Genomic DNA, 24,236 nt, shown 5'->3' on the forward strand with positions numbered 1-24,236 from the left:
CCAGCGCACAGAGCCGAGCCTGGACCTGGACGCCCTGGCGGGACCGACGCGCCCGACCAACAATCGCGGCCGCCCGGCGACGGGGCAGCAGGGGGCGGGCGCGGCGTCCCAGGCCACGGGCCCGCAGATCACGGCCATCTTCAATCAGGTCTATCCGAACTGGATCCTGCCCTGCGACATCCCCGGCGCGGATCAGCTGCGCATCCAGGTCGAGCTGACCCTGTCGGCCGACGGGCGGATCACGCGCGGCCCCAGCCTGATCAACGCCCAGTCGTCGAACGTCTATCGCGCCGCCGCCGACGGCGCCCTGCGCGCCCTGCGCCAGACCGCGCCCTTCGACGTGCCGCAAGGATTCCCCGGCGGGGTCTATCGCCCGACCTTCAACACCGAACGGGCGTGCCGCAATCGCTGATCCGCCACGCCTGCAAACCGCCGTCCCAAATGTCGCCCCATTCCCCGTGAAGCTGGCGAAAGTCGAACGGCCCGGCGATAAGGGGCGGCGATCCTTCGAGACTTATGGGAGCATCTGATGCGTCTGAACCTTCTTCTGGCCTCCGTGGCGGCTGTCGCGATGGCGGCTCCTCTGACGACAGCGGCGCAGACGCCTCAGCAGAACCAGCCGGTCGAGGTCGAGATCGATCAGGGCGTGCTGCGTCCCCTTCAGATCGCGGTCGTGCCGTTCGCCGGAACGCATGGGTCGGACATCTCCAATGTCGTCAGCGCCAATCTGAAGCGGTCGGGCTTTTTCGAGCCGCTGAACCCTTCCAGCTTCATCGAGACCGGCCTGACCCTGGCCAATGCGCCGAACTTTCCGCAGTGGACCCAGATCGGCGCGCAGGCGGTGCTGTATGGCGGGGTGACGACGCGGGGAGACGGGCGGCTGGACGTGGGCTTCCGGCTGTATGATCCCTACCGCCAGTGCCAGCTGGTCAGCTATCAGTTCACGGCGACCCAGGAACAGTGGCGTCGGATCGCGCACAAGATTTCCGACGTCATCTACCAGCGCATGACTGGCGAGGCCGGCTTCTTCGATTCCCGCGTGATCTTCGTGTCCGAGGAGGGCACGCAGCTGAACCGGATCAACCGCCTGACCATCGCCGATCAGGACGGGTTCAACCCGACCTATCTGACGCAGGGCGACGAGGTGATCATGTCGCCGCGCTTCTCGCTGTCGCAGCCAGACGAGATCACCTATGTGGCGCTGGGCAAGGATTACAGCCGCATCTACCTGTATAATCTGACGACCGGCCGACGCGAGAGCCTGGGCGAGTTCGACGGTCAGGTGCTGGCGCCGCGCTTCTCCAACGACGGCAACAAGATCGCGTTTTCGATCATCCGGGGCGGCAATACCGACGTCTATGTGATGGACCTGCGCAGCCGCCAGATCACGCGCCTGACCAGCGATCCGGGCATCGACACCTCGCCGTCGTTCAGCCCGGACGGCAGCCAGATCGTCTTCACCTCGGACCGTTCGGGTTCGGCGCGGCTGTACGTTATGCGGTCGGACGGATCGGGCCAGCGGCCGATCTCGCGCGGCGGCGGCATCTATACCGCCCCGTCGTGGAGCCCGACCGGCAATCTGATCGCCTTCACTAAGCAGGGCGGCGGCCGGTTCTCGACCGGGGTGATGAACGCCGACGGTTCGGGCGAGCGCATCCTGTCCTCCAGCTATTTCGAGGAAGGCCCAAACTGGGCGCCGAATGGCCGCTACGTGATGTTCGCGCGCCAGACGCCGGGCGGAGACACGCGTCTGTGGACCGTGGACCTGTCGGGGCGCGTGGTGTCGCAGGCGGGCTATAACGGACGCGGGACCGACCCGGCCTGGTCGCCGCTGCTCGACCGTGGCCCGAGCAATCTGGGCGTGAACCAGGGCGCCGACAGCTGCCCCGCCTAAACGCCGCACCGACACCGTCGGAGCCTTAAAGCTCAACTGTGCGTTATCGCCTCTAGCGTCGAAAAATCGGCCGAGGCAGACAGTAAAGCCAAGCTTGAGGCCCGCCCCTTGCCAGAAACGATACGTCAGGAGACGACCCCATGAAGACTTCCCGCATTCTCAAACTGGCGATGGTCGGCTGCGCCGTCGCCGCCATGGCCGCCTGCACCCGAAAGCCCCCGGTCGAGACCGGCGTGCCCGGTCCGAACGACGGCACGACGCAACCGACGGGTCCGGCCTATCCGACCGCGCCGACCGGTCCGGTGACCGGCGGAAACATGGGTTCGGCCGCGCCGGGCACCGAACAGGACTTCGTCGTCAACGTCGGCGACCGCATCTATTTCGATCTGGATTCCTATGAGGTCCGGCCCGAGGCCATCCCGCGTCTGGACGCCCAGGCCCAATGGCTGCAGCGCTATCCGTCCGTGACAGTCCGCATCGAGGGCAACGCCGACGAACGCGGCACGCGCGAATACAATCTGGCGCTGGGCGCCCGCCGTGCGGAATCGGTGCGCACCTATCTGATCAACCGGGGCATTCCGGCCGGCCGGATCGACACCATCAGCTTCGGCAAGGAGCGGCCGATCGCGGAAGGCTCGAACGAGGACGCCTTCGCCCGCAACCGCAACGCCCACACCGCCATCGTCTCGGGCGCGCCGCGCTGACGACCGGCTGATCGGCTGATCTGAAGGAGGCGCCGGCCGCAGGGTCGGCGCCTCTTTTCGCTTCGGCGCTTGTCCTGACGCCGGGCGGGCGGCAGATAAGTCGTCACAGGGATCGGGGGATCAGCGAATGGATATCGAAGGGGCGGGCGCGGTCGTCACGAGCGGCCTGGCGGCGGGCGCGATCGAAAAGCCGACGGGCAAGGCCGGCGAGGATCACGCCCATGGCGTCTGTTCCGACTGCGGGGCTGAAACGAGCGGCAATTTCTGCGCAAACTGCGGCCAGCCGACGCACGTCCATCGCAGCCTGCTGCATCTGGGCGAAGAGCTGCTGCACGGGGTCATGCATTTCGACGCCCGCATCTGGCGCACTCTGCCGCTGCTGTGGCTGAACCCCGGCCGACTGACGCGCGAGTGGGTCGAGGGCAAACGCACGCGCTACGTCTCGCCGCTGGCGATCTTCCTGTTCACCCTGTTCGTGATGTTCTTCGCGCTCAGCTTCATGCCGCATCCGGAATCCAAGTCCGGCGAGGCTTCGGAGATGAGCGAACGGATCGCGTCTCAGCGCGTCGGCTTGGCCGAGGCCGAAAAGGCCCTGGTCCAGATGCGGGCCGAAAGCGGCGCCCAGCCGGACCCGACGATGCAGATGGCGATCAACGCCGGACAGAAGCTGGTCGACGACCGCCGCGCGGCCCTGGCCCGGCTGGAGATCGAGCAGCGCGACGGCCGCGCCGACGGTCTGAAGCCCGGCAGCTGGCAAGCCGGGATCAAGGACATGGCGACCGGCGAGAGCGGCGAGACCAAGCTGAAGGTCATGGGCAAGGACGCCGAGAAGGAAGGCCACGGCATCGGCGCCACCGTGCTGAAGAAGCTGCAGAACCCGGACCTGGCGGTCTATAAGTTGCAGCAGACGATGTACAAGTTCGCCTTCCTGCTGGTGCCCTTGTCCATCCCGTTCGTGGCCCTGCTGTTCCTGTGGAAGCGCGGCTTCACCCTGTACGACCACGGGGTGTTCGTTCTGTATTCGCTAACCTTTATGGCCATGCTGCTGATGTTGATGGTGCTGTCGGCGACGATCGCCGGGTGGTTGGGCGGCATCGTCATTCCGCTGGGGCTGCTGGCCGTTCCCGTTCATGTGTTCGCCCAGATGAAGGGCGCCTATTCGCTATCGTGGTTCTCGGCCCTGTGGCGGACGATCGCGCTGTTGGTGTTCTGCAACATCGTGGTCGGCCTGTTCGTCACGGCCATCGTCTATCTGGGTCTCGGCCACTAGCTCGGCCTTGCGGCGGCCCCAAATCGGTGAAAGCTAGACGCATGACCAAGCTCTCGATCTCTCGTGTTCATCTGCTCGCCGCCGCCGCCCTCGGCGTCCTACTGGTTGGGGGCGGCGCGGTCGCCCAGCAGGCCCAGCCCAACATCATGGAGCGGACCGAGTGGGACAACCGCCGCCTGGACCAACTGGACCGCAATGTGCGGCGGCTTGAGCGCGCCCTGACCCAGAGAAACGCCGCCGGCCAGCCCGTGCTGGTCGAGCCGGACCCCGAGGTGGTGACGCTGCAGGGGCAGTTCGCCCTGATGGACCGACGCCTGGGCGACCTGGAGGCCACGGTGCGCCGGATCAACGGCGACAACGAGCGGCTGACCTTCCAACTGGACGAGGCCACGCGCGAGAACGAGACGCTGAAGACGCGTCTGGCGGACGCCGAGGGCCGGTTGCAGAAGCTGGAGACCCAGGCCGAACTGAATGCGCCGATCGAGGCGACCTCGCCGACCGGCGATGCGACGCGGGATCTGGCGGCGGCGGTGGCCCTGCTGTCGACCGACAAGCCGCGCGGCGAGCGGGCGCTGGAAACGGTGATCGCGGCCTGGCCCGATACGCCGCAGTCGCGCGAGGCCAACTCGCGCCTGGGCGACCTGCGGGTCGCGGCGAACGACAAGGCGGGGGCGGTGCCCTATTACGCCGCCGCGCTGAAGGACTGGCCGCGCATCGGCTGGGCGGCGGATACGACGCTGAAACTGGCCGACGCCCTGTTCGCGACGCAGCGGAAGCCGCAAGGGTGCGCGGCCCTGGCTGAGTTCACGCGCCGCTATGCGCCCGCCGCCTCTGATCCGCAAAACTCGCGGGCGGCGCAGTTGAAGACCACGGGTTCCTGCGCCTGACGCCCAGCCCAGCGATTGGGGACGATCTGACGGCGCGAGCATTCGCGCGGCTGGATGCGCGACTGACGCGGGACACGGGCCGGCCGCTGGCGCTGGCCCTGTCGGGGGGCGGAGATTCCATCGCCCTGTTGCGGCTGACGACAGACTGGGCGCGGACGCGCGGGCGTTCGGTGCTGGCTCTGACCGTCGATCATCGGCTGAATGCGGACAGCGGCCGCTGGACCGACTTTGCGGCCGGGGCGGCGCGGGACGCCGGAGCCGACTGGCGCGGGTTGAGTTGGGGCGGAGACAAGCCCGCGACCGGTCTGACGGCGGCGGCGCGGGCGGCTCGGCATGGTTTGATTGCGGATGCGGCGCGCGAGGCGGGGGCATCGGTCGTCCTGTTCGCCCATACCGCCGACGATATCGCCGAGGCCGATCTGATGCGCAGCGAAGGCTCGACGCTGGGACGGGTGCGCGAATGGTCGCCGTCGCCGGCCTGGCCCGAGGGTCGAGGCCTGATGCTATTGCGGCCGCTACTGGGCGAGCGGCGGACGGGGTTGCGCGACTGGCTGGCGGCGCAGGGGGCCGACTGGATCGAGGACCCCGCCAACGCCGATCCCGGCTTCGGTCGCAGCCGGGCGCGGCAGGCGCTGGCGGGCGCGGCGCCCCGGTCGATCGATCAGGCGCCGTCGAAAACCGGCGCGCGGCCGACGATGGACGGCGAGGCTATGGCGCGTGTGGACCGCGACGTGGGCGCGCGGGCGCTGGCGGCGGCCCTGGTCTGCGTCGGCGGCGGATCGACGCCGCCTCGCGGCGCGCGGTTGGAAGCCCTGACGGCGCGGCTGAAGGCGGGTGAGGATTTCGCGGCGACCCTGTGCGGGGCGCGGATCGAGGCCGTCGGCGCGACGGCGCGGCTGATGCGCGAGGCCGGCGAGCTGCGCAGGCGAGACATTTCGCCGCTGGCGCTGACGCCCGGCGTCGAGACGGTTTGGGACGGGCGGTTCGTCTTCTGCGCCGATCGTCCCGGCTGGTCTGCGATTCCGGCGCTGGGGCGGTTGGCCAGCCTGTCGGACGCCGACAGGGCCGGGATCAATCGGCTGCCCGCGGCGACGCGCGGGGCCTGGCCTGTGTTGATCAGGGACGACGCGGTGGCCCCGGTTCTTGCAGGCGAGGGGGTCGAACGGTGCGGCCTTGTCGCGGAACGGCTCAGGCTAGCGCTGGACGAAACGACGCACGAAGACGACCTGATTTCCGCCACCCGATAGCGTAACGCTGATTAAGCCCCTATTTTCCCAGACAGACACATCCAGACCGTCGATCCCACCGGGGTCGCGGACGACCGAGGACCTCAATGAACCTGCGTAATCTGGCGATCACCGGCGTGATCATTCTGGCGTTGCTGGCGGGCTATGCGGCGCTGTCGCAGGGCGGCGCCATGAACGGCGTGACGGGCCAGCCGGCCGGCAAGCCCGAGGCCATCAGCTATTCCCAACTGGTGCAGCGCGTGAACGCGGGTGAGGTCAAACAGGTGACCATCCGCCTGGACAAGGTGAACGGCGAGCTGAAGAACGGCGAACGCTTCACCTCTACCACCGTCTATCCGAACGAACAGCTGGTGGCCCAGATGCTGGCCGCCAACGTCGAGATCGACGCCAAGTCGGGCGGCCAGTCGATCTGGATGAGCCTGCTGCTGGGCATCCTGCCGATCGCGCTGCTGATCGGGGTGTGGATCTTCTTCATGCGCCAGATGCAGGGCGGGGCGAAGGGCGCCATGGGCTTCGGCAAGTCCAAGGCCAAGCTGCTGACCGAGCACAAGGGACGCAAGACCTTCGACGACGTCGCGGGCGTGGACGAGGCCAAGGACGAGCTGCAGGAGGTGGTCGACTTCCTGAAAGATCCGGGCAAGTTCCAGCGTCTGGGCGGCAAGATCCCCAAGGGCGCGCTTCTGGTGGGCCCTCCCGGCACCGGCAAGACGCTGCTGGCGCGCGCGGTCGCGGGCGAGGCGGGCGTGCCCTTCTTCTCGATCTCGGGTTCGGACTTCGTCGAGATGTTCGTCGGCGTCGGCGCCAGCCGCGTGCGCGACATGTTCGAACAGGCCAAGAAGAACGCGCCCTGCATCATCTTCATCGACGAAATCGACGCCGTTGGTCGTCATCGCGGCGCGGGTCTCGGCGGCGGCAATGACGAGCGCGAACAGACGCTGAACCAGCTGCTGGTCGAGATGGACGGCTTCGAGGCGTCCGAGAACATCATCCTGATCGCCGCGACCAACCGTCCCGACGTGCTGGACCCGGCCCTGCTGCGTCCCGGCCGGTTCGACCGTCAGGTTGTGGTGCCGAACCCCGACGTCTCGGGCCGCGAACGCATCCTGCGCGTCCACATGAAGGACGTGCCCCTGGCGGCCGACGTCAACGTCAAGACGATCGCGCGCGGCACGCCCGGCTTCTCGGGCGCCGACCTGGCCAATCTGGTCAACGAGGCGGCCCTGACGGCGGCGCGCAAGGACCGTCGCATGGTCACTCACCGCGACTTCGAAGACGCCAAGGACAAGGTGCTGATGGGCTCCGAACGTCGCTCCATGGCGATGAACGAGGAAGAAAAGCGCCTGACCGCCTATCACGAGGCCGGTCACGCCATCGTCGCCATGAACGTCAAGATGGCCGATCCCGTGCACAAGGCGACCATCGTCCCGCGCGGCCGGGCGCTGGGCATGGTGATGCAGCTGCCGGAAGGCGACCGCTATTCGATGAAGTATCAGCAGATGATCGACCGGATCGCCATCATGGCGGGCGGCCGCGTCGCCGAGGAGCTGATCTTCGGACCGGAGAACATCACTTCGGGCGCCAGCTCGGACATCGAACAGGCGACCAAGCTGGCCCGCGCCATGGTCACCCGCTGGGGCTTCTCGGACAAGCTGGGCACGGTGGCCTACGGCGAGAACCAGGAAGAGGTCTTCCTGGGCCACTCGGTCGCCCGCAGCCAGAACATCTCCGAAGAGACGGCGCGCACCATCGACGAGGAAGTCCGTCGCCTGGTGACCTCGGGCTGGGACGAGGCGCGCACGATCCTGACGACCAAGGCCGAGGACCACGAGAAGCTGTCTCAGGCCCTGCTGGAATACGAGACCCTGTCGGGTGAGGAGATCAAGGACCTGCTGGAGAAGGGCGTCGCGCCGAACCGCGACGAGAACAACTTCCCCAACGCCGGGCCTTCGGTCTCGGTGCCGGTGACGCCGGTGTCGGACGGCACGGACATCGAGGTCCCGGTCGCCGCGCCGGCCGCGACCAGCGTGCCCACGGTTCACTGAACCCAGGCCTGATCTGAAGATGGACCCGCCGGGAGATGGCTCTCCCGGCGGGTTTTTTCTTTGGGCGTCTGGCTGACCCACTGGCCCACCCAAAGCATCATGACGAACAAGTTTGCACTGCAAACCTATCTGTGAGATATGGCGGTCTCGATCTTGGGAGGGACGTCATGGTGATATCGCAAGCAGAGCAGGTGGAGCGGCTGCACGGACTGGATGCGTTGCGCGCCGGGGCGCTGCTGCTGGGGGTGCTGCTTCACGCCAGCCTGTCCTTCTTTCCGCAGCAGATCTGGATCGTGGCGGACGACAGCCGGTCGATCGGCGCCGCCTGGCTATTCTTCGCCATCCATCTGTTTCGCATGACGGCCTTCTTCCTCATCGCGGGCTTGTTCGCCCATAGGATGCTGGCGCGGCGGGGCTGGGTCGCCTTCGCCAAGGATCGGGTGGTGCGGATCGCCGGGCCGCTGGCGGCCTTCTGGTTTCCGGTCATGGCGGGGATCGTTACGGCCCTGGTCTGGAACGCTCATGCCAATGGTCTGGTGACGCCCGGCGCGCCGCCGCCACCGCCACCGACGTATGACTGGACCAACTTTCCGCTGACCCACCTGTGGTTTCTGTGGGTGCTGACGCTCTTCTACGCCGTCGTCCTGATCGTGCGGGCCGTGCTCGGCATGCTGGATCGCGGGGGGCAAGCGGGTCCGGTCGTGGACAGGATCACCGGCGCGCTGATTGGCCCGTGGACGCCTGCGGTGCTGGCCGCCCCGCTGGCTGTGGCCTTGTGGCTGGATCCGAAGTGGATCGCCTTCTTCGCCGTGCCGACGCCAGACGCGGGCGTGATCCCGAACACCTCCGCCCTGGTCGGGTTCGGCCTCGCCTTCGGCTTGGGGTTCGCGCTGGACCGGCGGCGTGATCTGCTGGGCCGCATCGCGCAGGGGGCGCCGCTGTTCCTGAGCATGGCGCTGGTTTCGGGCGTCGCGGCCTATGTGCTGGCGGGCGGACCGAGCATCGCGCCGATGGGCGAGCCGACGGCCGGCAAGGCCCTGGCCGCCGCCGTCACGGCGGTCGCCGTCTATGCCTCGGCCTTGGCGGCCATGGGGCTGTGCCTGCGGTTCGCCTCGGACCATAGTCCGGTTCGGCGCTACCTGTCCGACGCCTCCTACTGGATCTATATCGTGCACCTGCCGCTGGTCATGCTGGCTCAGGTCTGGGTGCAGGATTGGGCCGGGCCGTGGTGGGTGAAGCTGATCGGCGTGTCGGCGGGCGTCTTTGCCGTGTGCCTGGCGTCCTACGAACTGCTGATCCGCCACAGCTTTATGGGACGGTGGCTGAATGGCCGGCGCGTGCCGTGGCGCAACCGGCCTGCGCCTGCGCTGATCCCCGCCGAATAATTTGCAAACCCTTCCGGCGGCGTCCATCCGAGGGACGCGCCCGTCGCACAGGAATCACACAGCGATGTCCGACAAGTCCCGCACCGGCCCGGAGGCCGACCTGGCCTTCATGAAGGCCATTGTTCAGGGCGGCAATAATCCCAGGGCGACCCTGACACTGGGCGTCGCCTATCTGGCGGGCGGTCTGCTCTATGGTCTGCAATGCCTGTTCCATATCGGTCAGGTGTGGGGCGTCGTGCGCTGGCCGCCTCTGGGAAATCTCTGCTTTGTGGTCGCCATCACGGTCGCCTTCCTCATCGTCCTGACCTGGGCCGTGCGTGAGGACCGCAAGACGGGCACGGCCGGCCCCATCGTCACTCGCACACTGAATGCGGCGTTCAGCGGCGCGGGCATGGCCAATCTGGCGATCATCATCGTGTTCGGCGTGGGGGCCCGCCGCGATCAGGACTTCGCGGTCTGGCTCTACTATCCGGCGATGATCTTCGCGCTGCAGTCGGCGGCCTGGTTCGTGGCCTACAGTCTGAAGAAGAAGCCATGGATGCTGGCGACGTCGTTGGGCGGCTGGCTCACGGCGGTCGCGCTGGGCGTGCTGGTGCGTGACACGATGATCTATCTCTACGTCTGCACCCTCGCCCTGTTCGTGCTGTTCGCAGGGCCGGGTTGGATCATGACGCGTGCGGCGCTAAAGGCCCGCGCCATCGATGCGGACGCCGGCTGATCCATGGGACTGGACGCGCTCGGCAAGATCGACGAGGTCATCCACGGCCGGATGCGGCTGGGGATCATGGTCTATCTGGCCGACGCCGAGGCCGCCGACTTCACCGAGCTGAAGACCGTGCTGGAGGCGACGCAGGGCAATCTGTCGGTCCACATCAAGAAGCTGGAGGAGGCGGGATACGTCGCCGTGGCCAAGAGCTTCGTGAACAACAAGCCCCTGACCCGCGTGTCCATCACCCCCGCCGGCCGCAAGGCCTTCGCCGCCTATCTGGAAGCGCTGGGCGGTCTGATCGGGCGGTCGGCCTGATGGCGCCGATGGTCGTTGATCCGGACAAGGTGCGGGCGTTCGAGACGCCCGTGGCGTTCGAGGCCTGGCTGGCGGCGAACCACGACCGCGAGACCGAGCTCTGGATCCGCATCTTCAAGGTCAAGTCGGGCGTCGCCTCGATCACCTGGGTCGAGGCGGTGGATGTGCTCCTGTGCTGGGGCTGGATCGACGGGATCAAGAAAAGCCTGGATGCTGACAGCTTCCTGCAACGTGTCTCGCCGCGCGGTAAGAAGAGCGTCTGGAGCCAGATCAACGTCGCCAATGTCGCGCGTCTGATTGAGGAAGGGCGGATGACGCCGCACGGGCTGAAACACGTCGAGGCGGCCAAGGCGGACGGGCGCTGGGACGCGGCCTACCGCATCAAGGGCTCGACCGCGCCGGACGACCTGATGGCCGCCATCGACGCCGAGCCGCAGGCACGGGCGACGTTCGACACCCTGACGGCACAGAACCGGTTCGCCCTGACCTATCGCGCCGAGGCGCCGAAGACCCCGGCGGGCCGCGCCAAGGCCATCGATCGTCTGGTGGAGATGCTGAAACGGGGCGAGACGCCCCACCCGCAGAAGAGGGCATGACCGTGTCGTCTTCGCAGGTGATGGGCATCGTCAATGTGACGCCCGACAGCTTCTCGGACGGGGGGCGGTGGGCCTCGACCGAAGGCGCGATCGATCAGGCCATGCGGCTGGTCGTGGACGGAGCGGACGTGCTGGACATCGGCGGGGAGAGCACCCGGCCGGGGGGCGAGCCGGTGGGCGAGGCCGAGGAGATCGACCGCGTCGCGCCGGTCATCGCCGGCGTCCGCGCGCGCTGGGGCGGGGCGATCAGCATCGATACGATGAAGCCCGCCGTCGCGCGCGCCGCCGTCGCGGCCGGGGCGACGATGTGGAACGACGTGACGGCGCTGAGCCATGCGCCCGACAGTGCGGCGGTCGCAGCCGAGCTGGGGTGCGCCGTGGTGCTGATGCACATGAAGGGCGAACCCCGGACGATGCAGGCGGACCCGCGCTATGATGACGTGGTGGGTGAAGTGCGCGACTATCTGCACGAGCGGGCCGCGGCGGCGATGGCGGCGGGCGTGGCGCGCGAGCGGATCTGGCTGGATCCCGGCATCGGTTTCGGCAAGACGCTGGCGCATAACATGGCGCTGACGGCGCGGTTGGACGCGCTGGTCGATCTGGGCTTTCCGGTGCTGTACGCCGCCAGTCGCAAGCGCACGATCCAGGCCATCGATGCGACGGCGGTCGCGGCGACGGACCGGCTGGGCGGGTCGCTGGCCTTGGCGCTGGAAGGCGCGCGGCGCGGGGCGCGGATGGTGCGGGTCCACGACGTGCGCGAGACGGTGCAGGCGCTGAAGGTCCAGGCGGCGGTGACGGCGGCGGATTGAAGGCCCGCGACGGACGGTCGCAGCCGGTGTAGAGGGCAGGTCTGCAACAGCCCTGATCCGCCCATGCCCCTGACCGCCTACATCGCCCCCATCGTCATGTTGTGCCTGTCGAACGTCTTCATGACCTTCGCCTGGTACGGCCATCTGAAGTTCGATCACAAGCCGCTGTGGCTGCTGGTCATGGCCAGCTGGGGCATCGCCTTCTTCGAATACTGGCTGGCGGTGCCGGCCAACCGCATCGGCATCCAGGTCTATTCGCCGGCCGAACTGAAGACGATGCAGGAGGTGATCACCTTGTTGGTCTTCGCCGGCTTTTCGGTCCTGTATCTGGGGGAGAAGCTGACGGTAAACCATCTGGTCGGCTTCGCCTTCATCGCGCTTGGGGCCTTCTTCATCTTCAAGGGGCCGCTGGGCGGCTGATCGCGGCTTGCTCCGGACCGCGGCCTGTTCCATCTGGTCGCCATGTCCTGGGTGATGTCGATCAATCCGTGGGCGACGCTGGTCGTCGCCGGTCTGCTGGAGGTCCTGTGGGCCTCGGGCCTCAAGAATGTGGGCGTCAGCCGGCCGTTGACCTCGCTGGGGGTTCTGATCACGCTGGCGGGCAGCATGATCCTGTTGTGGGTCGCCACGCAGAAGCTGCCGATCGGCACGGCCTATGCGGTGTGGACCGGCATCGGGGCGGTGGGCGCGGCCGTGGTGGGCATCCTGGTCTATGGCGAGCCGGCGACGGCGATCAGGGCCGTGTGCATCCTGCTGATCGTGGCGGGCATTGTCGGACTAAAACTGTTTTCGGGAGCGGCGGCATGAGCGCGCTTCATCAAGGTCGGGTGCTCATTCTGGCCGGGTCGGACAGCGGCGGGGGCGCGGGCATCCAGGCCGACATCAAGGCCGTGACGATGATGGGCGGGTTCGCCGCCACCGCCATCACGGCCATCACGGTGCAGAACACCCTGGGGGTTCACGGGGTCTATCCGTTGCCGCTGGACCTGATCGCGGCCCAGGCGCGGGCCGTGCTGGAGGACATCGGGACCGATGCGGTCAAGACCGGCATGCTGGGCTCGGTCGAGGTGGTCGAGACGGTCGCGGCCCTGCTGGACGAGGCGGACGCCCCGGCGGTCGTCGATCCGGTCATGGTGGCCAAGGGCGGTCATCCCCTGTTGCCGGATGCGGCGGTCGAAGCGGTGAAGCGCCTGATGATCCCGCGCGCGGCCCTGCTGACGCCCAATGCGCCCGAGGCCGAGGCCCTGACGGGCCTTGCGGTCCACGATCTGGACGGCCAGAGGCGGGCGGGCGAGGCCCTGCTGGTCATGGGGGCGCGGGCGGTGCTGATGAAGGGCGGTCACGTGTCGGGGCCGACGGTGATCGACTTGCTGATGACCGCAGACGGCGAGACGGTGCTGGAGGCTGAACGGGTCGACACCCGCCACACCCACGGCACCGGCTGCACCCTGGCCAGCGCCTGTGCAGCCGGGCTGGCGATGGGGCGGCCGCTGGAGGTCGCGGTGGCCGAAGCCTGGGCCTATGTCGGCGAGGCGATCCGCCGGGCGCCAGGCCTGGGCGGCGGACACGGGCCGCTGGACCACGGCTGGCCGGTGCGGGGATGAGCGAGCTGGAGGCGGAACTGACCGCCATCGTGCGCGCCGACGCTGGCCTGATGCACGTCCTGACGACCGTCCGGGCGCTGGACCTGCCCGACTGGCGGCTGGTGTCGGGAGCGGTCTATCAGGCCGTGTGGAACGCCAGGACGGGCCGGCCGGCGGGCTATGGGGTCAAGGACTACGACCTGGCCTATTTCGACGCGTCGGACCTGTCCTACGAGGCCGAGGACGTTGTGATCAAACGCGTCGCCGCCGCCTTCGACGAACCGTTCCGCAGCCAGGTCGAGGTCCGCAACCAGGCGCGGGTGCATCTGTGGTTCCAAAACCGGTTCGGCGAACCCTATGCGCCGTTGCATTCGACGGATGAGGCGCTGGGGCGGTTCGTGGCGCCGACCTTTGCGGTCGGGGTGCGGCTGGAGGCGGACGACAGCCTCAGCGTCGCCGCGCCGTTCGGGCTGGATGACGTGTTCGCGATGACGATCCGGCCCAACCCGAACCGGCCGGTGGCCAAGGGCTGGGCCAAGGCCGTCGACAGCGCGCGGGCGCGCTGGCCCGAGCTGACGGTCATCGAACCCTAGAAGGGCCCGTGCTTGCCGTTCGAGGAGAACTCTGGCGGGGCGGCCTTGTGGACATATTGTTCGGCGACCAGCCAGGCCTTGAAGGGGCGCAGGCAGCCCAGGCACAGGGCGACCAGGATCGGCAGGGTCACGACCAGATGCACCCATATCGGCGGGTGGACGGTGAAGTCGAACACCATCAGCAGGATCATCCCCACCACCCCGACGGCCGTCATGACGAAGAAGGCCGGGCCGTCCGCCGGATCGGCGAAGGCGTAGCTGAGCCCGCACTGAGGACATTCCGTCTGTAGCGTCAGGTAGCCTTTGAACAGCGGACCCTTGCCGCAGCGGGGGCAGCGACAGGCCAGGCCGGTCTTCAGGGTGCTGAGGCGAGGATAATCGGTCATGGGACGACTATGGGCGCTTAATACGGCGCTGTCGCGTGGACCGGTTGTCCTAACGCCATCCATCATCACGGTGAACGGCGGTTAACCGCGATTAAAGGCCTTGTGCGGCATGGGTCGGGAGATATGTCCGGGGCCTCGCCGACAAAGCGCATCCTGAAGACGACCGTGGCCGCCGCCACGGCCGGCGCCGTCGTGTTCGCGCCGATGGCGCCGCTGGCCCAGGAAGTCGGGCGGTCGCGCGATCCGCTGTCCATCAATATCGGCGCCAACGCCGAGTTCACGCGGGTCGAGTTCGGCGGCGTCATCGGGGTGCGCTCGCGCATCAGCCGCGAGGGCGACAAGGTTGTCGTTCGGCTGGGGACCACCGCCGCGCCCGACGTCTCGCGATTGAAGGTCGATCCGCCGGCCGGGGTGAAGTCGGTCGAGACGCGGCCGAGCCGGGGCGCGGGCGGCACGGACCTGATCCTGACGCTGGAACAGGGTGCGGATGCGCGCTCGGGCGTGGCGGACGGGGCGGTGTGGCTGAACCTCTATGCGCCCGGCAAGGCGCCGGAGGGCGGGGACGCCGCCGCGCCGCAGACGACCAAGGCCGTGGTGCCGGTGCGGGCCGAGACGGCCGGCGGCAAGACCGTCCTGACCTTCGACTGGGGCGCGCCGGTGGGGGCGGCCGTCTTCCGCCGTGGCGATGCAGTATGGGTCGTGTTCGACACCGCCGCCCGCATGGATATGAGCGGCGCCAAGGCGCTGGGATCGGCCAAGAACGCCCAGTGGGCGGCCGGGCCGGGCTATACGGCCCTGAGGATCGCCGAACCCGAAGGGCTGGGCGTCTCGGCGCAGGGGCAGGGCGGGACCTGGACCGTGACCCTGGGCGGCTCAGACGGTGCGGCGGGCGGAGTCGAGGTCGGCCGGTCCGACGACGGCGCGCCGGTGCTGGTGGCGCAGATGGCCGGGGCGACCAAGGCGGTCTGGCTGACCGATCCGCTGGTTGGGGACCGGTTCGCGGCGGTGACGGCCCTGGCGCCCGGCAAGGGTTACGCCGGCGGACGGCGCACGGTCGATCTGAGCCTGATCCCGACGGCGCAGGGTCTGGCCGTGGAGACGGCGGCTGACGACCTGAAGATCGAGGCGGCGGGCGATCTGGTGACGCTGAGCCGGCCCAAGGGGCTGGCCTTGTCGTCGCCGGCGGCCGGGCTGGAGACGGGCGACCACAATGCGGATGCGCCCAAGCGGGCGGCCTATCCGGCGCTGATCGACGAAACCTGGGCCGCGACAGGCGAGGCGGGGTTCTCGGACCGCTATCGCCGCCTGCAAGACGCGGCCGGGCTGGAGACGATCGCGGCGGCGGACAATCCGCGCGCGCCGATCGAGGCGCGGATGGCGCTGGCGCGGTTCCTGGTCGGGTCGGGCCTGAACTATGAGGCCATCGGGGTGCTGAACGCCCTGATCGCCAAGGCGCCCAACCTGCAAGGCGAGCCCGAAGTCCGGGGCCTGCGCGGCGTGGCGCGGGTCGGCGTCGGGCGTCTGGAGGAGGCCCAGGTCGATTTCGCGGGCGCGGCCCTGGCCAACGATCCGGCGACCAAGGTCTGGCTGGGCTATATCGCTTCGGAGATGGGCGACTGGGAGGGGGCGCGTCGCAACTTCGCCGCCGGCGCCCCGGCCATCGACAGCTTCCCCAAGGAATGGCGCGCGCGGTTCGGCGCGGCCCATGCCATGGCCGCGATCCAGTTGAATGATCTCGCCGCCGCCCAGCAACTGTTGGCCTATGTGTTCAGCCAGGATGCGCCGGCGGTCGATCAACTGACCGCGCGGCTGGTGCAGGCGCGGATGTTCGAGCTGAACGGCGACAAGAACCGGGCGCTGGCGGTCTACAAGGCCGTGGCGCGCGCGCCGCTGGACGGGATCGCGACGCCGGCGAAACTGGGCGCCATCAGCCTGGAGCTGGACAAGGGCGCGATCACGCCGGATCAGGCGACGGCCCAGCTGGAACAACTGAAATGGCGCTGGCGCGGGGACGCGACCGAGATGGCGGTCGTGCGCAAACTGTCGGGCATCTATCTGCAGCAGGGGCGATACCCCGAGGCGCTGGACGCCCTGCGCGGCGCGGGCAAGCGGATGGCGGGCGTGCCGGGCGCAGCCGAGGTGCAGGCGGATCAGGCCAACGCCTTCCGCGCCCTTTTCCTGGACGGGGCGGCGGACGGTTTGCAGCCGGTGCAGGCGCTGGCGCTGTTCTATGACTTCCGCGAGTTGACCCCGATCGGGGCGGACGGCGACGAGATGGTGCGGCGTCTGTCGCGCCGGCTGATCGACGTGGATCTGCTGGATCAGGCCGCCGAGCTCCTGAAGCACCAGGTGGATGAGCGTCTGGACGGGGTGGCCAAGGCCCAGGTCGCAACCAATCTGGCCACCGTCTATCTGATGGACCGTCAGCCGGAGAAGGCGTTGCAGGCCATCTGGGGCTCGCGCACCACCCTGCTGCCCAATGCGATGAACAGCGAGCGTCGGGCGCTGGAGGCGCGCGCCCTGATGGATCTGGGCCGGTTCGACCATGCGCTCGAGGTGCTGGACCGGGATCAGTCGAACCCCGCGCGCGAGGTGCGGGCCGACATCTTCTGGAAGCAGCAGAAGTGGGGCGAGGCGGCGCCGATCTATGAGGCGCGGCTGGGCGATCGCTACAAGACCGCGACCACGCCGCTGACGCCGGCCGAGGAAAGCTGGCTGATCCGGGCGGGCGTCGGCTATTCGCTGGCGGGCGATCGGGCCGCGTTGCAGCGGCTGAGCGGGCGCTTTGGGCCGATGGTTCCCGGCGCGCGTTCGGCGGCGGCGCTGCGGGTCGCGCTGGACGACAATCTGTCGGGCGTGGCGGGGACGGGCGACTTCGCCAATCTGTCCAGCCAGGCCGACACCTTCGTCGGCTGGGTCAACAGCGCCAAACAGGCGTTCAGAAAAGAAGCTGACGCCAAGAGCGCCGCCTGAAATTGAAGCGGGCGGAGATCGCATCGCGACCCCCGCCCGTCGAGCATTGCCGGTCCTGCATCGCAGGACCGAAAAGGCTTAGCCGTTGACAGCGTCCTTCAGCGGCTTGGAGACGCGGAAGCGCACGGCCTTGGAGGCGGCGATCTTGATGGTCGCGCCGGTAGCCGGGTTGCGGCCTTCGCGCTCGGCGCGGTCGGCGGTGTCGAAGACGCCCAGGTTCGAGATGCGGATGTCGCCGCCCGACTTCAGGGTCGAGTGGATGTTTTCGACGATCGCGGTCAGCACCTTGCCGGCGTCGGCCTGCGAAACACCAGCGTCTTTGGCGACGGCGGCGATCAGTTCGGCTTGAGTGGTCATAAGAAGCGTTTCCAGTGTTAGTCGCCCGATTCCGAGCGAGGACCGGGGGATCAACACGGATTTCCATACGCTTTGCAAGCGCCGATGACGCTTAAAGCCATATGGGGCGGGGGATTATCCGGTACCGGACGCCCGCTGGAAGCTCTCGACCAGGCTTCCGGCGACCAGTCGCCAGCCGTCCACCAGCACGAAGAAGATCAACTTGAAGGGGAGGGAAACCACCACCGGAGGGAGCATCATCATGCCCATGGACATCAGCACGCTGGCCACCACCAGATCGATCACAAGGAACGGAACGAAAAGGAGAAATCCGATTTCGAACGCCTTCTTCAGCTCGCTGATCATGAAGGCCGGGGTGACCACGCGCAGGGGCAGGTCCTGGACGTTCTGGGGCGGGTCGATCTTCGACAGCCGGGTGAACAGGGCGAGGTCCCCACGGTCCACCTGGGCCAGCATGAAGGTTTTTACGGGTTCGGACGCCTGATCGAAGGCCTGAGGCAGTTCGATCTGCTGATCCATCAGCGGACGAATGCCCGAATCATAGGCGTCCTGCCAGGTCGGGGCCATGACGATGGCGCTCAGGAACAGCGACAGAGACACCAAGACGGCGTTTGGCGGCGACTGTTGCAGGCCCAGCGCCGTGCGCAGCAGCGACAGGACCACGATGATCCGCACGAAGCTGGTGGTCATGATGACGATGGACGGCGCCAAGGACAGGACGGTCATCAGACCGACCAACTGGACCACGCGCTGGGTCAGGCCAGCGCCGGTGCCCAGATCGATGTTGAGGGCCGAGCCGCTTTGCGCCGCCTGCTGAGCCAGGGCCGCGACAGGCCAGGCCAGGCAGACAAGAGTGGTGAACAGCGACAGCAGGGCCGCGCGTTTCAGCTCGGCGCCGGTCGGCTTGACGAAGACGGCGGGCTTCACTGGCCGCCTCCCATTTTGCCGATAGTGGGCTGACGCGGTTCGATCAGTTCGCGGCCTTCGCCCAGCAGGATCAGCCGCTCCTCGTCGTCGACGCGGACCAGAACGAGGCGACGGGCGGGGTCCAGCACCAGGGTCTCGACGACCTGAAGCCGGCGCTCGCCGCGCTCCGCGTTCAGCCGGGCCAGGATTTGCGGGGCATAGCGGCGCGCAGCCCAGGCCGCGATCCCGATCAGGCCGAGGGTGAAGGCCAGGCCGAAGACCGCCCGGGCGAGATCGAGGAAATTCATGACGCTGCAAAGGCCCCGCGCAGTCGCGCTTAGACCCTGAATGTTAACCAGCACGGTTAACGAGCCGTTGAGATAACCCCCTATTAACCATCCAGGCGGCATTTTCTGCCCATCGCGCGCATTCGCGTCGCACGGGAGACCGCCATGGGCGTCGCCGACATACCGCTGCTGGGGCAGATCAAGGGCCGACTAGGCTGGCTGGACGCCCGCCAGCGGGTCATCGCCGAGAACGTCGCCAACGCCGATACGCCGGGCTTCGTTGGGCGCGACCTGAAACAGCCGACCGACTTCGCCGCCGCCATGCGCTCGGGCGGGGGTCTGCAGATGGTGCGCACCAATGCGGCCCATATCGCGCCGGCCGGTTCGCCGGTGCGGTTCGCTCCGACCAAGGCGCCCGATTCGGAGACCACGCTGGACGGCAATTCGGTGGTGGTCGAAGAGCAGATGCTGAAAATGGCCGAGAGCCGCATGGCCTATGACGCCGCCATCGGCTTCTACCAGAAATCCATGTCGATGATCCGCATGGCCGCCAAGCGGCCGGGCGCCTGAGCTGATGGCCGAGAAGGACTGACCCATGCCTGATCCCATCCCCCCTTCGAACAGCGCCATGGCGGTGGCGGCCTCGGCCCTGAAGGCGCAGCAGTCGCGCATGCGCGTGATCGCCGAGAACATCGCCAACGCCCAGTCGACGGCGCGCACGCCGGGCGGCGAGCCCTATCGCCGCCAGATCCCGGTCTTCCAGGCGCGCGAGGTCGATGGGGCGACCGGCGTCACCCTGGCCGAGGTTCGGCCCGACCAGGGCGACTTCAAGATGGACTATGACCCGTCGCACCCGGCCGCGAACGCGCAGGGCTATGTGATGCGGCCCAATGTCGACACCCTGGTCGAGGCGATGGACATGCGCGAGGCGCAGCGCGCCTATGAGGCCAATCTGAACGTCATCGAGACGGCGCGGTCGATGGACAGCCGCACCCTCGACATCATCAAACGCTGAGGGCTAGGCCATGAACCCGATGATGGCCGCCAAGGCCTATGCCGCCGTTCAGGGCGGCGCCATGCCGACAGCAGCCCAGGCGCCCGGCGTCGGGGACGGCGGCTTCGCCGACCTGGTCAAGAACGCCATGACCGACATGACCCAGCAGTCGCGCGCGGCCGAAACCCAGATGACCCGCTCGGTCCAGGGCCAGGGCAATCTGATCGACGTGGTCACGGCGCTGAGCTCGGCCGAGGCGTCGCTGGAAACGGTGATCTCGGTCCGCGATCAGGTGATTTCCGCCTATAAGGAAATCATGGCGATGCCGATCTGACGGCAGGTCAGAAGTAGCGTTCGCCGATCCGCAAAGTGTCGCCGGGCGAAACACGCGCATCGGCGGTCAGCGGCTGGGCTTCTTCGACCGGTGATCCGGCGCGACGCACGAAGACGCGGCGCGTGTTGGCGCGATAGGTGAAGCCTTGGGCCGTCGCCACGGCGTTCAGCACCGTCAGTTCCGGCAGATAGGGGTATTCACCCGGCCGATTGACCTCGCCCAGGATGTAGATCGGCCGATAGGTCAGGACCTTGGCGGTGACGCGCGGCTGGTTCAGATAGCCCTGGCTCAAGGCTTGAGCGACGGCGTCCTGAAGCTGGGCGCCCGTCAAGCCGGCAGCCTGAACCTCGCCGATCAGCGGCAGGGCGATCCGGCCGTTGGCGTCGATGACGAACTCGCCGCCCAGCGCCGCCTCGCCGAAGACGTCGATGCGCACCTTGTCGGCGGAGGCGAGCCGATAGTCCGATACGCTCTGAGGCGCATAGGCCGTCAGCCCCAGCGACAGGATCGCGACCAGCAGGCCGATGCCTCTTTTTGCCCCCACCGTCATCGCCCCCGATCGTTCCGGGTGTGAAGGCTAAACGTGTCGGTTGTTCCGGTCTAGGGGCTGTCCGACAGGATACGGGCGGCGAGATCGCGGGCCTGGCCGCGCAGGTCGGGCACGGCCGTCATCTCCCAGAAGGCGCCGCGCGTCAGGGGGCCGATGGCGTGAAGACCGCGCGCGGGTGCGCCAGCGCCGTCCAGCAGACCGCCCTCGTCATCGACCTGCAGGCCCAGGCCCAAGGGGTCGGGGCGACCATAACCCTTGTCGAGGATGTCGCGGATCATCGGTTCGGTGCTTTTTGAGATCACGCCCAGGGGCCCGGTGCAGTTCACGACCAGGTCGAACCGCTCCTTGATGGCGCGCTTCTTTCCGCGTGGACGCCACGAGACCTCGATGACGTCGGTGGCCTTCAGCTCGGTCAGCTTGCCGGCCAGGATCGTCAGTTCGCCGCCGGCCAGCATGGAATGGATGTCGCGGGCCGGACCGGGCGACAGGCGGTGGCGATGCACGTCCCACAGGGGGCGCAGATGGCGGAGAAAGCGGCTGCGCTCCACCCGCGACCAGCCGCGCCAGATGTCGCGCGCGGAATGGCGCAGGCGGTCGAACACGGCGCGCCAGTCGGCCTCGGCTGTCGCGGCGCGGATCTGGCGCAGGATTTCGGCCGGGCTGCCCGAAAACGCGCCGACATAGGGCGTCGGCGGAACGGTCGCGTGGGCTCGGGGCAGAAGGCCGTGACGCGACAGGGCGGTCAGGCGGCGTCCGGGCCGGCGCAGGGTGATGGCCGCATCCACCATCGTCAGGCCCGAACCGATCAGCAGGACGTTGCGGGCGTCGCGCGCCGTCTGAGGATCGAACCGCCAGGGGTTTTCGACATAGGCAGGGGAGGCGCGCACCGCGTTCTCGACGCCAGGGGGCGAGGCAGGCTCCAGATTGCCCAGCGCCAGCACGACCTGATCGGCCGCGACCTCTCCGTCGCTGGTCACGATACGCCAGCCGTCGTCCTGGCGATCGATGGACTGAGCCTCGGCGCCGATCAGGTTCAGGCGGTCGGGGGCGTCGTCCAGCGCCTCGTCCAGCAGGGCTTGAAGATAGTCGCCGTAGACGCCGCGGGTGATGAAGCCGTCCTGGGCGCGCCACGACGGCTGTTCGGCCAACCAGTCGGCGAGGTGACTGGGCTGATCGGGAAAGGCGCTCATATTGTCCAGGCGGACGTTCAGCAGATGGCCGGGGTTTCCGGTGTCATAGGCGGTGCCGGGACCGAAAACGCCGCGCCGTTCGATCAGGGTGACGCGCACATCGCGCGAGGCCTTCAGCAGGTTGACGGCGGTCAGCAGGCCGCTGAAACCCGCGCCGACGATGGCGACATGCGGTCCATTCTGCTGCGGCACGCGCACCCCCGTTTTCCGTTTCCGTCGCTGTCGATAACACGCGCCGGTCCAGAGGGATCATGGCGATAAATATCTATCTGACCAGTAGGAATAACGTGATCAGCGGTTGCGACCCCTGGCCTGGCGGATGTCGCGCAGGGCCAGCGGAAGGAGCGTCCAGGGCTCGACGCAGTAGCGGACGAACAGCCGTTTCGGGTCGTGCAGCAGGCGATAGGCCCATTCGACGCCCGCGCGTCCCATCCAGCGCGGGGCCGCGCTCTGGACGCCCGCCTCATAGTCGAAGGCGGCGCCGACCGACAGGATGACGCAGTCGGGCAGGCGCTCGAAGTTTTCGGCGATCCACAGCTCTTGGCGCGGCATTCCCATGCCGACGAACAGGATGTGGGGCTGAAAGCCCGTGATCCGATCCAGGACGGCGGCGTTCTCGGACGAACCGGGCCGGGCGTCGAAAAAGCCGTGGTGGATGGCGATGTCGACGTCGGGATAGCGGAGCTTCAGCCGGCGAGCCGCCTCGTCGCCGACGCAGGGCGCGCCGCCGACGGACAGGACGCGCCAGCCCTCGCGGTTCGCCACGCTCCAGAAATGGTCGCGCCAATCCAGATAGGTGCAGCGATGAAAGCCCCGGCTGTGCAGGCCCAGGACGCGCGAAAAGGCCAGAAGCGGCGTCGAATCGACCTCGATCAGATCGGCCCTATCGTAGAAGGCGCCGAGTTCAGGCCGCTTCTGCATCAGATACAGGCTGTGCAGATTGTGATTGGCGATCAGGCTCTTTGCCCCGTGTCGCACCGCCTGCTGAATATGGTGCAGCACCTCTTCGGGCTTCACCAGATCCATCGATTGACCCAGGATCGTCACTCGCTCGCGGGCGCGGCGGTTCTGGCGGAACGGCGCGCGCGGCCGGGCGCGGCGCTCCGTGGCGAAGCGCTCTGGCGCAGAGGGGCTAAGAGACGGGTCCGCCATCAGGCGCTTGTAGGCGACCTCGCCTCAAGACGGGGTTAGAAAACAGGCTTAGCGCTTATTAAGTCGCCGCCGAACGCGGATCGAAAACGACGTGCGGCCAGGCTTGCCCCGTCGCCTGAGCAAGAAATCTCGCAAAGGCGAAAAATCCTTGTTGACCCCGCCCGGAGCCTCCCTTAGAGGTCCGCGCCTTCCCGATGGAAACGCCGCAAGGCGCTGCCGACGGGGCCCAGATGGCGGAATTGGTAGACGCGCTGGCTTCAGGTGCCAGTGGCTTAACGGCCGTGGAGGTTCGAGTCCTCTTCTGGGCACCATCTTTCAGAAAGCGTCGCACCGAACGGTGCGGCGCTTTCTTTGTTTTGGCCTATCGCCCCCGCGCGCGCCGCTCCGCTGCTTGAGGCCCGTTCGTGGTTGAGCTTGCCCGTTTCGCGCGCCGCGTTCGCCGTGTAAGAGCCTGAGCATGACCGTTTACCTGCATGAGGGCGACCTGCCCGACGATCTGGACCTGGGGTCCGAGGTCGCCATCGATTCCGAGACGATGGGCCTGCGTTTTCGCCGCGATCCGCTGTGTGTGGTGCAACTGTCGTCGGGCGATGGAAACGCCCATGTCGTGCGGCTGAACCGGCCGGCCTATGACTGTCCGAACCTGAAGCGGGTGCTGACCGATCCGGCGGTGACCAAGATCTTCCACTTCGGCCGGTTCGACATCGGCATGTTCCTGCTGCACCTCGGCGTCGAGACGCGGCCGGTCTATTGCACCAAGATCGCCTCCAAGCTGGCGCGCACCTATACCGACCGGCACGGGCTGAAGGACGTGGTGCGCGAGACGGTGGGCGTGGACCTGTCCAAGGCGCAGCAGTCCTCGGACTGGGGCGCCGAGACGCTGAGCCAGGCGCAACTGGACTATGCGGCGTCGGACGTCCTGTATCTGCATGCGGCCAAGGCCAAGCTGGATATGATGCTGGCGCGCGAAGGGCGAACCGAATTGGCCGCTGAATGTTTCGACTTCCTGCCGACGCGGTCGGCGCTCGACCTGGCCGGCTGGGACGAGACCGACATCTTCGCCCACAGCTGAG

Annotated in this window: 28 protein-coding genes and 1 tRNA gene; 22 read left to right on the plus strand and 7 right to left on the minus strand. The window is 67.9% G+C overall.

Features of this window, described 5'->3' with window-relative positions:
• From GGC30_RS16230 to GGC30_RS05450, 16 genes are all read left to right on the plus strand, one after another.
• Positions 1-412: cell envelope integrity protein TolA (locus tag GGC30_RS16230; RefSeq protein ID WP_194943530.1), on the plus strand; the 412-nt coding region annotated here is incomplete at its 5' end.
• A 117-nt stretch (positions 413-529) separates the two neighbouring features.
• A complete protein-coding gene (gene tolB, locus GGC30_RS05380) occupies positions 530-1,894 on the plus strand; it encodes a Tol-Pal system beta propeller repeat protein TolB (protein WP_112861281.1) in 1,365 nt (454 codons plus the stop codon).
• 140 nt (positions 1,895-2,034) lie between these two features.
• Entirely contained in the window at positions 2,035-2,598 is a 564-nt protein-coding gene (pal, locus tag GGC30_RS05385) for a peptidoglycan-associated lipoprotein Pal (RefSeq protein WP_153923032.1), read from the plus strand.
• 127 nt (positions 2,599-2,725) lie between these two features.
• Positions 2,726-3,868, plus strand: a complete 1,143-nt coding sequence (locus GGC30_RS05390) for a DUF3667 domain-containing protein (protein ID WP_153923033.1) — start codon at positions 2,726-2,728, stop codon at positions 3,866-3,868.
• A gap of 41 nt (positions 3,869-3,909) precedes the next feature.
• Positions 3,910-4,755, plus strand: a complete 846-nt coding sequence (locus tag GGC30_RS05395) for a tol-pal system YbgF family protein (RefSeq protein WP_153923034.1) — start codon at positions 3,910-3,912, stop codon at positions 4,753-4,755.
• Between the two features lie 62 nt (positions 4,756-4,817).
• On the plus strand, positions 4,818-6,002 hold the full coding sequence (tilS, locus tag GGC30_RS05400; protein ID WP_370451899.1) for a tRNA lysidine(34) synthetase TilS: 1,185 nt from the start codon (positions 4,818-4,820) through the stop codon (positions 6,000-6,002).
• Between the two features lie 86 nt (positions 6,003-6,088).
• Entirely contained in the window at positions 6,089-8,044 is a 1,956-nt protein-coding gene (ftsH, locus tag GGC30_RS05405; RefSeq protein ID WP_055753954.1) for an ATP-dependent zinc metalloprotease FtsH, read from the plus strand.
• Between the two features lie 167 nt (positions 8,045-8,211).
• Entirely contained in the window at positions 8,212-9,429 is a 1,218-nt protein-coding gene (locus tag GGC30_RS05410) for an acyltransferase family protein (RefSeq protein ID WP_194943531.1), read from the plus strand.
• A 64-nt stretch (positions 9,430-9,493) separates the two neighbouring features.
• A complete protein-coding gene (locus GGC30_RS05415; RefSeq protein ID WP_153923037.1) occupies positions 9,494-10,147 on the plus strand; it encodes a hypothetical protein in 654 nt (217 codons plus the stop codon).
• A 3-nt stretch (positions 10,148-10,150) separates the two neighbouring features.
• A complete protein-coding gene (locus tag GGC30_RS05420; RefSeq protein ID WP_153923038.1) occupies positions 10,151-10,453 on the plus strand; it encodes a transcriptional regulator in 303 nt (100 codons plus the stop codon).
• The gene (locus tag GGC30_RS05425; RefSeq protein ID WP_153923039.1) at positions 10,453-11,049 is read left to right on the plus strand and encodes a YdeI family protein; all 597 of its coding nucleotides are present in this window, start codon (positions 10,453-10,455) and stop codon (positions 11,047-11,049) included. The genes GGC30_RS05420 and GGC30_RS05425 overlap by 1 nt, the downstream gene beginning before the upstream one ends.
• The gene (gene folP / locus GGC30_RS05430; protein ID WP_153923040.1) at positions 11,046-11,858 is read left to right on the plus strand and encodes a dihydropteroate synthase; all 813 of its coding nucleotides are present in this window, start codon (positions 11,046-11,048) and stop codon (positions 11,856-11,858) included. The genes GGC30_RS05425 and folP overlap by 4 nt, the downstream gene beginning before the upstream one ends.
• A 63-nt stretch (positions 11,859-11,921) precedes the next feature.
• Entirely contained in the window at positions 11,922-12,278 is a 357-nt protein-coding gene (locus GGC30_RS05435) for a DMT family protein (protein ID WP_055806433.1), read from the plus strand.
• 42 nt (positions 12,279-12,320) lie between these two features.
• A complete protein-coding gene (locus tag GGC30_RS05440; protein WP_153923041.1) occupies positions 12,321-12,665 on the plus strand; it encodes a multidrug efflux SMR transporter in 345 nt (114 codons plus the stop codon).
• The gene (gene thiD, locus GGC30_RS05445) at positions 12,662-13,462 is read left to right on the plus strand and encodes a bifunctional hydroxymethylpyrimidine kinase/phosphomethylpyrimidine kinase (RefSeq protein ID WP_153923042.1); all 801 of its coding nucleotides are present in this window, start codon (positions 12,662-12,664) and stop codon (positions 13,460-13,462) included. Before GGC30_RS05440 ends, thiD begins: the two co-directional genes overlap by 4 nt.
• Positions 13,459-14,034, plus strand: coding sequence for a nucleotidyltransferase family protein (locus GGC30_RS05450; RefSeq protein WP_153923043.1), 576 nt, complete (start codon positions 13,459-13,461; stop codon positions 14,032-14,034). The genes thiD and GGC30_RS05450 overlap by 4 nt, the downstream gene beginning before the upstream one ends.
• Here the strand turns inward: GGC30_RS05450 and GGC30_RS05455 are convergent.
• Positions 14,031-14,420 carry a DUF983 domain-containing protein gene (locus tag GGC30_RS05455; protein WP_153923044.1) on the minus strand — a complete coding sequence of 130 codons (390 nt, stop codon included), beginning with the start codon at positions 14,418-14,420 and terminating at the stop codon, positions 14,031-14,033. The two genes, GGC30_RS05450 and GGC30_RS05455, sit on opposite strands and share 4 nt — an antisense overlap.
• A gap of 123 nt (positions 14,421-14,543) precedes the next feature.
• Here GGC30_RS05455 and GGC30_RS05460 point away from each other — a divergent pair, with 123 nt between their 5' ends.
• On the plus strand, positions 14,544-17,393 hold the full coding sequence (locus GGC30_RS05460; RefSeq protein ID WP_153923045.1) for a lipopolysaccharide assembly protein LapB: 2,850 nt from the start codon (positions 14,544-14,546) through the stop codon (positions 17,391-17,393).
• A gap of 78 nt (positions 17,394-17,471) precedes the next feature.
• On the opposite strand, the gene GGC30_RS05465 is transcribed toward GGC30_RS05460, so the two are convergent.
• The 3 genes from GGC30_RS05465 to GGC30_RS05475 all read right to left on the minus strand — a co-directional run bounded on the left by GGC30_RS05465 (position 17,472) and on the right by GGC30_RS05475 (position 18,964).
• Positions 17,472-17,750, minus strand: coding sequence for an HU family DNA-binding protein (locus GGC30_RS05465; RefSeq protein ID WP_017506838.1), 279 nt, complete (start codon positions 17,748-17,750; stop codon positions 17,472-17,474).
• A gap of 114 nt (positions 17,751-17,864) precedes the next feature.
• Positions 17,865-18,677: a flagellar type III secretion system pore protein FliP gene (gene fliP, locus GGC30_RS05470; protein WP_039244769.1), complete on the minus strand. Its 813-nt coding sequence runs from the start codon at positions 18,675-18,677 to the stop codon at positions 17,865-17,867.
• A complete protein-coding gene (locus GGC30_RS05475) occupies positions 18,674-18,964 on the minus strand; it encodes a flagellar biosynthetic protein FliO (protein WP_153923046.1) in 291 nt (96 codons plus the stop codon). Before GGC30_RS05475 ends, fliP begins: the two co-directional genes overlap by 4 nt.
• 144 nt (positions 18,965-19,108) lie before the next feature.
• Between GGC30_RS05475 and flgB the strand changes: the two genes are divergently transcribed.
• Genes flgB through GGC30_RS05490 form a run of 3 tightly spaced genes read left to right on the plus strand, consistent with a single transcriptional unit; the run spans position 19,109 to position 20,271 of the window.
• Complete coding sequence (flgB, locus tag GGC30_RS05480) at positions 19,109-19,513, plus strand: flagellar basal body rod protein FlgB (RefSeq protein ID WP_017506835.1); 405 nt, start codon at positions 19,109-19,111, stop codon at positions 19,511-19,513.
• 25 nt (positions 19,514-19,538) lie between these two features.
• Positions 19,539-19,958, plus strand: a complete 420-nt coding sequence (gene flgC / locus GGC30_RS05485) for a flagellar basal body rod protein FlgC (RefSeq protein WP_369796239.1) — start codon at positions 19,539-19,541, stop codon at positions 19,956-19,958.
• Positions 19,959-19,968: 10 nt separating this feature from the next.
• Positions 19,969-20,271, plus strand: coding sequence for a flagellar hook-basal body complex protein FliE (locus tag GGC30_RS05490; RefSeq protein WP_045809720.1), 303 nt, complete (start codon positions 19,969-19,971; stop codon positions 20,269-20,271).
• A gap of 7 nt (positions 20,272-20,278) precedes the next feature.
• Here the strand turns inward: GGC30_RS05490 and GGC30_RS05495 are convergent, their stop codons facing one another.
• From GGC30_RS05495 to GGC30_RS05505, 3 genes are all read right to left on the minus strand, one after another.
• Positions 20,279-20,821, minus strand: a complete 543-nt coding sequence (locus GGC30_RS05495; protein WP_194943532.1) for a polysaccharide biosynthesis/export family protein — start codon at positions 20,819-20,821, stop codon at positions 20,279-20,281.
• Between the two features lie 50 nt (positions 20,822-20,871).
• Positions 20,872-22,203, minus strand: coding sequence for an FAD/NAD(P)-binding protein (locus tag GGC30_RS05500; RefSeq protein WP_153923047.1), 1,332 nt, complete (start codon positions 22,201-22,203; stop codon positions 20,872-20,874).
• A 99-nt stretch (positions 22,204-22,302) separates the two neighbouring features.
• Positions 22,303-23,163: a WecB/TagA/CpsF family glycosyltransferase gene (locus GGC30_RS05505; protein ID WP_153923048.1), complete on the minus strand. Its 861-nt coding sequence runs from the start codon at positions 23,161-23,163 to the stop codon at positions 22,303-22,305.
• Between the two features lie 224 nt (positions 23,164-23,387).
• Here GGC30_RS05505 and GGC30_RS05510 point away from each other — a divergent pair.
• Positions 23,388-23,474: transfer RNA gene (locus GGC30_RS05510), tRNA-Leu, on the plus strand.
• 146 nt (positions 23,475-23,620) lie between these two features.
• Positions 23,621-24,235 carry a ribonuclease D gene (locus tag GGC30_RS05515; RefSeq protein WP_153923049.1) on the plus strand — a complete coding sequence of 205 codons (615 nt, stop codon included), beginning with the start codon at positions 23,621-23,623 and terminating at the stop codon, positions 24,233-24,235.
• Position 24,236 lies beyond the last annotated feature (1 nt).

Source organism: Brevundimonas sp. SPF441 (assembly GCF_009661015.1).
Classification (GTDB): Bacteria; Pseudomonadota; Alphaproteobacteria; order Caulobacterales; family Caulobacteraceae; genus Brevundimonas; species Brevundimonas vesicularis.

Excerpts from the sequence above, each read along its gene's own strand:
- tolB (WP_112861281.1), top strand. The coding sequence starts at position 530 with ATGCGTCTGAACCTTCTTCTGGCCTCCGTGGCGGCTGTCGCGATGGCG.
- GGC30_RS05490 (WP_045809720.1), top strand. The coding sequence starts at position 19,969 with ATGAACCCGATGATGGCCGCCAAGGCCTATGCCGCCGTTCAGGGCGGC.
- GGC30_RS05455 (WP_153923044.1), bottom strand. The coding sequence starts at position 14,420 with ATGACCGATTATCCTCGCCTCAGCACCCTGAAGACCGGCCTGGCCTGT.
- GGC30_RS05415 (WP_153923037.1), top strand. The coding sequence starts at position 9,494 with ATGTCCGACAAGTCCCGCACCGGCCCGGAGGCCGACCTGGCCTTCATG.
- ftsH (WP_055753954.1), top strand. The coding sequence starts at position 6,089 with ATGAACCTGCGTAATCTGGCGATCACCGGCGTGATCATTCTGGCGTTG.
- GGC30_RS05435 (WP_055806433.1), top strand. The coding sequence starts at position 11,922 with ATGCCCCTGACCGCCTACATCGCCCCCATCGTCATGTTGTGCCTGTCG.
- GGC30_RS05390 (WP_153923033.1), top strand. The coding sequence starts at position 2,726 with ATGGATATCGAAGGGGCGGGCGCGGTCGTCACGAGCGGCCTGGCGGCG.
- GGC30_RS05440 (WP_153923041.1), top strand. The coding sequence starts at position 12,321 with ATGTCCTGGGTGATGTCGATCAATCCGTGGGCGACGCTGGTCGTCGCC.
- folP (WP_153923040.1), top strand. The coding sequence starts at position 11,046 with ATGACCGTGTCGTCTTCGCAGGTGATGGGCATCGTCAATGTGACGCCC.
- flgC (WP_369796239.1), top strand. The coding sequence starts at position 19,539 with ATGCCTGATCCCATCCCCCCTTCGAACAGCGCCATGGCGGTGGCGGCC.
- GGC30_RS05515 (WP_153923049.1), top strand. The coding sequence starts at position 23,621 with ATGACCGTTTACCTGCATGAGGGCGACCTGCCCGACGATCTGGACCTG.
- flgB (WP_017506835.1), top strand. The coding sequence starts at position 19,109 with ATGGGCGTCGCCGACATACCGCTGCTGGGGCAGATCAAGGGCCGACTA.
- GGC30_RS05505 (WP_153923048.1), bottom strand. The coding sequence starts at position 23,163 with ATGGCGGACCCGTCTCTTAGCCCCTCTGCGCCAGAGCGCTTCGCCACG.
- GGC30_RS05465 (WP_017506838.1), bottom strand. The coding sequence starts at position 17,750 with ATGACCACTCAAGCCGAACTGATCGCCGCCGTCGCCAAAGACGCTGGT.
- GGC30_RS05395 (WP_153923034.1), top strand. The coding sequence starts at position 3,910 with ATGACCAAGCTCTCGATCTCTCGTGTTCATCTGCTCGCCGCCGCCGCC.
- thiD (WP_153923042.1), top strand. The coding sequence starts at position 12,662 with ATGAGCGCGCTTCATCAAGGTCGGGTGCTCATTCTGGCCGGGTCGGAC.
- GGC30_RS05460 (WP_153923045.1), top strand. The coding sequence starts at position 14,544 with ATGTCCGGGGCCTCGCCGACAAAGCGCATCCTGAAGACGACCGTGGCC.
- GGC30_RS05495 (WP_194943532.1), bottom strand. The coding sequence starts at position 20,821 with ATGACGGTGGGGGCAAAAAGAGGCATCGGCCTGCTGGTCGCGATCCTG.
- GGC30_RS05450 (WP_153923043.1), top strand. The coding sequence starts at position 13,459 with ATGAGCGAGCTGGAGGCGGAACTGACCGCCATCGTGCGCGCCGACGCT.
- GGC30_RS05425 (WP_153923039.1), top strand. The coding sequence starts at position 10,453 with ATGGCGCCGATGGTCGTTGATCCGGACAAGGTGCGGGCGTTCGAGACG.
- GGC30_RS05475 (WP_153923046.1), bottom strand. The coding sequence starts at position 18,964 with ATGAATTTCCTCGATCTCGCCCGGGCGGTCTTCGGCCTGGCCTTCACC.
- GGC30_RS05420 (WP_153923038.1), top strand. The coding sequence starts at position 10,151 with ATGGGACTGGACGCGCTCGGCAAGATCGACGAGGTCATCCACGGCCGG.
- GGC30_RS05410 (WP_194943531.1), top strand. The coding sequence starts at position 8,212 with ATGGTGATATCGCAAGCAGAGCAGGTGGAGCGGCTGCACGGACTGGAT.
- pal (WP_153923032.1), top strand. The coding sequence starts at position 2,035 with ATGAAGACTTCCCGCATTCTCAAACTGGCGATGGTCGGCTGCGCCGTC.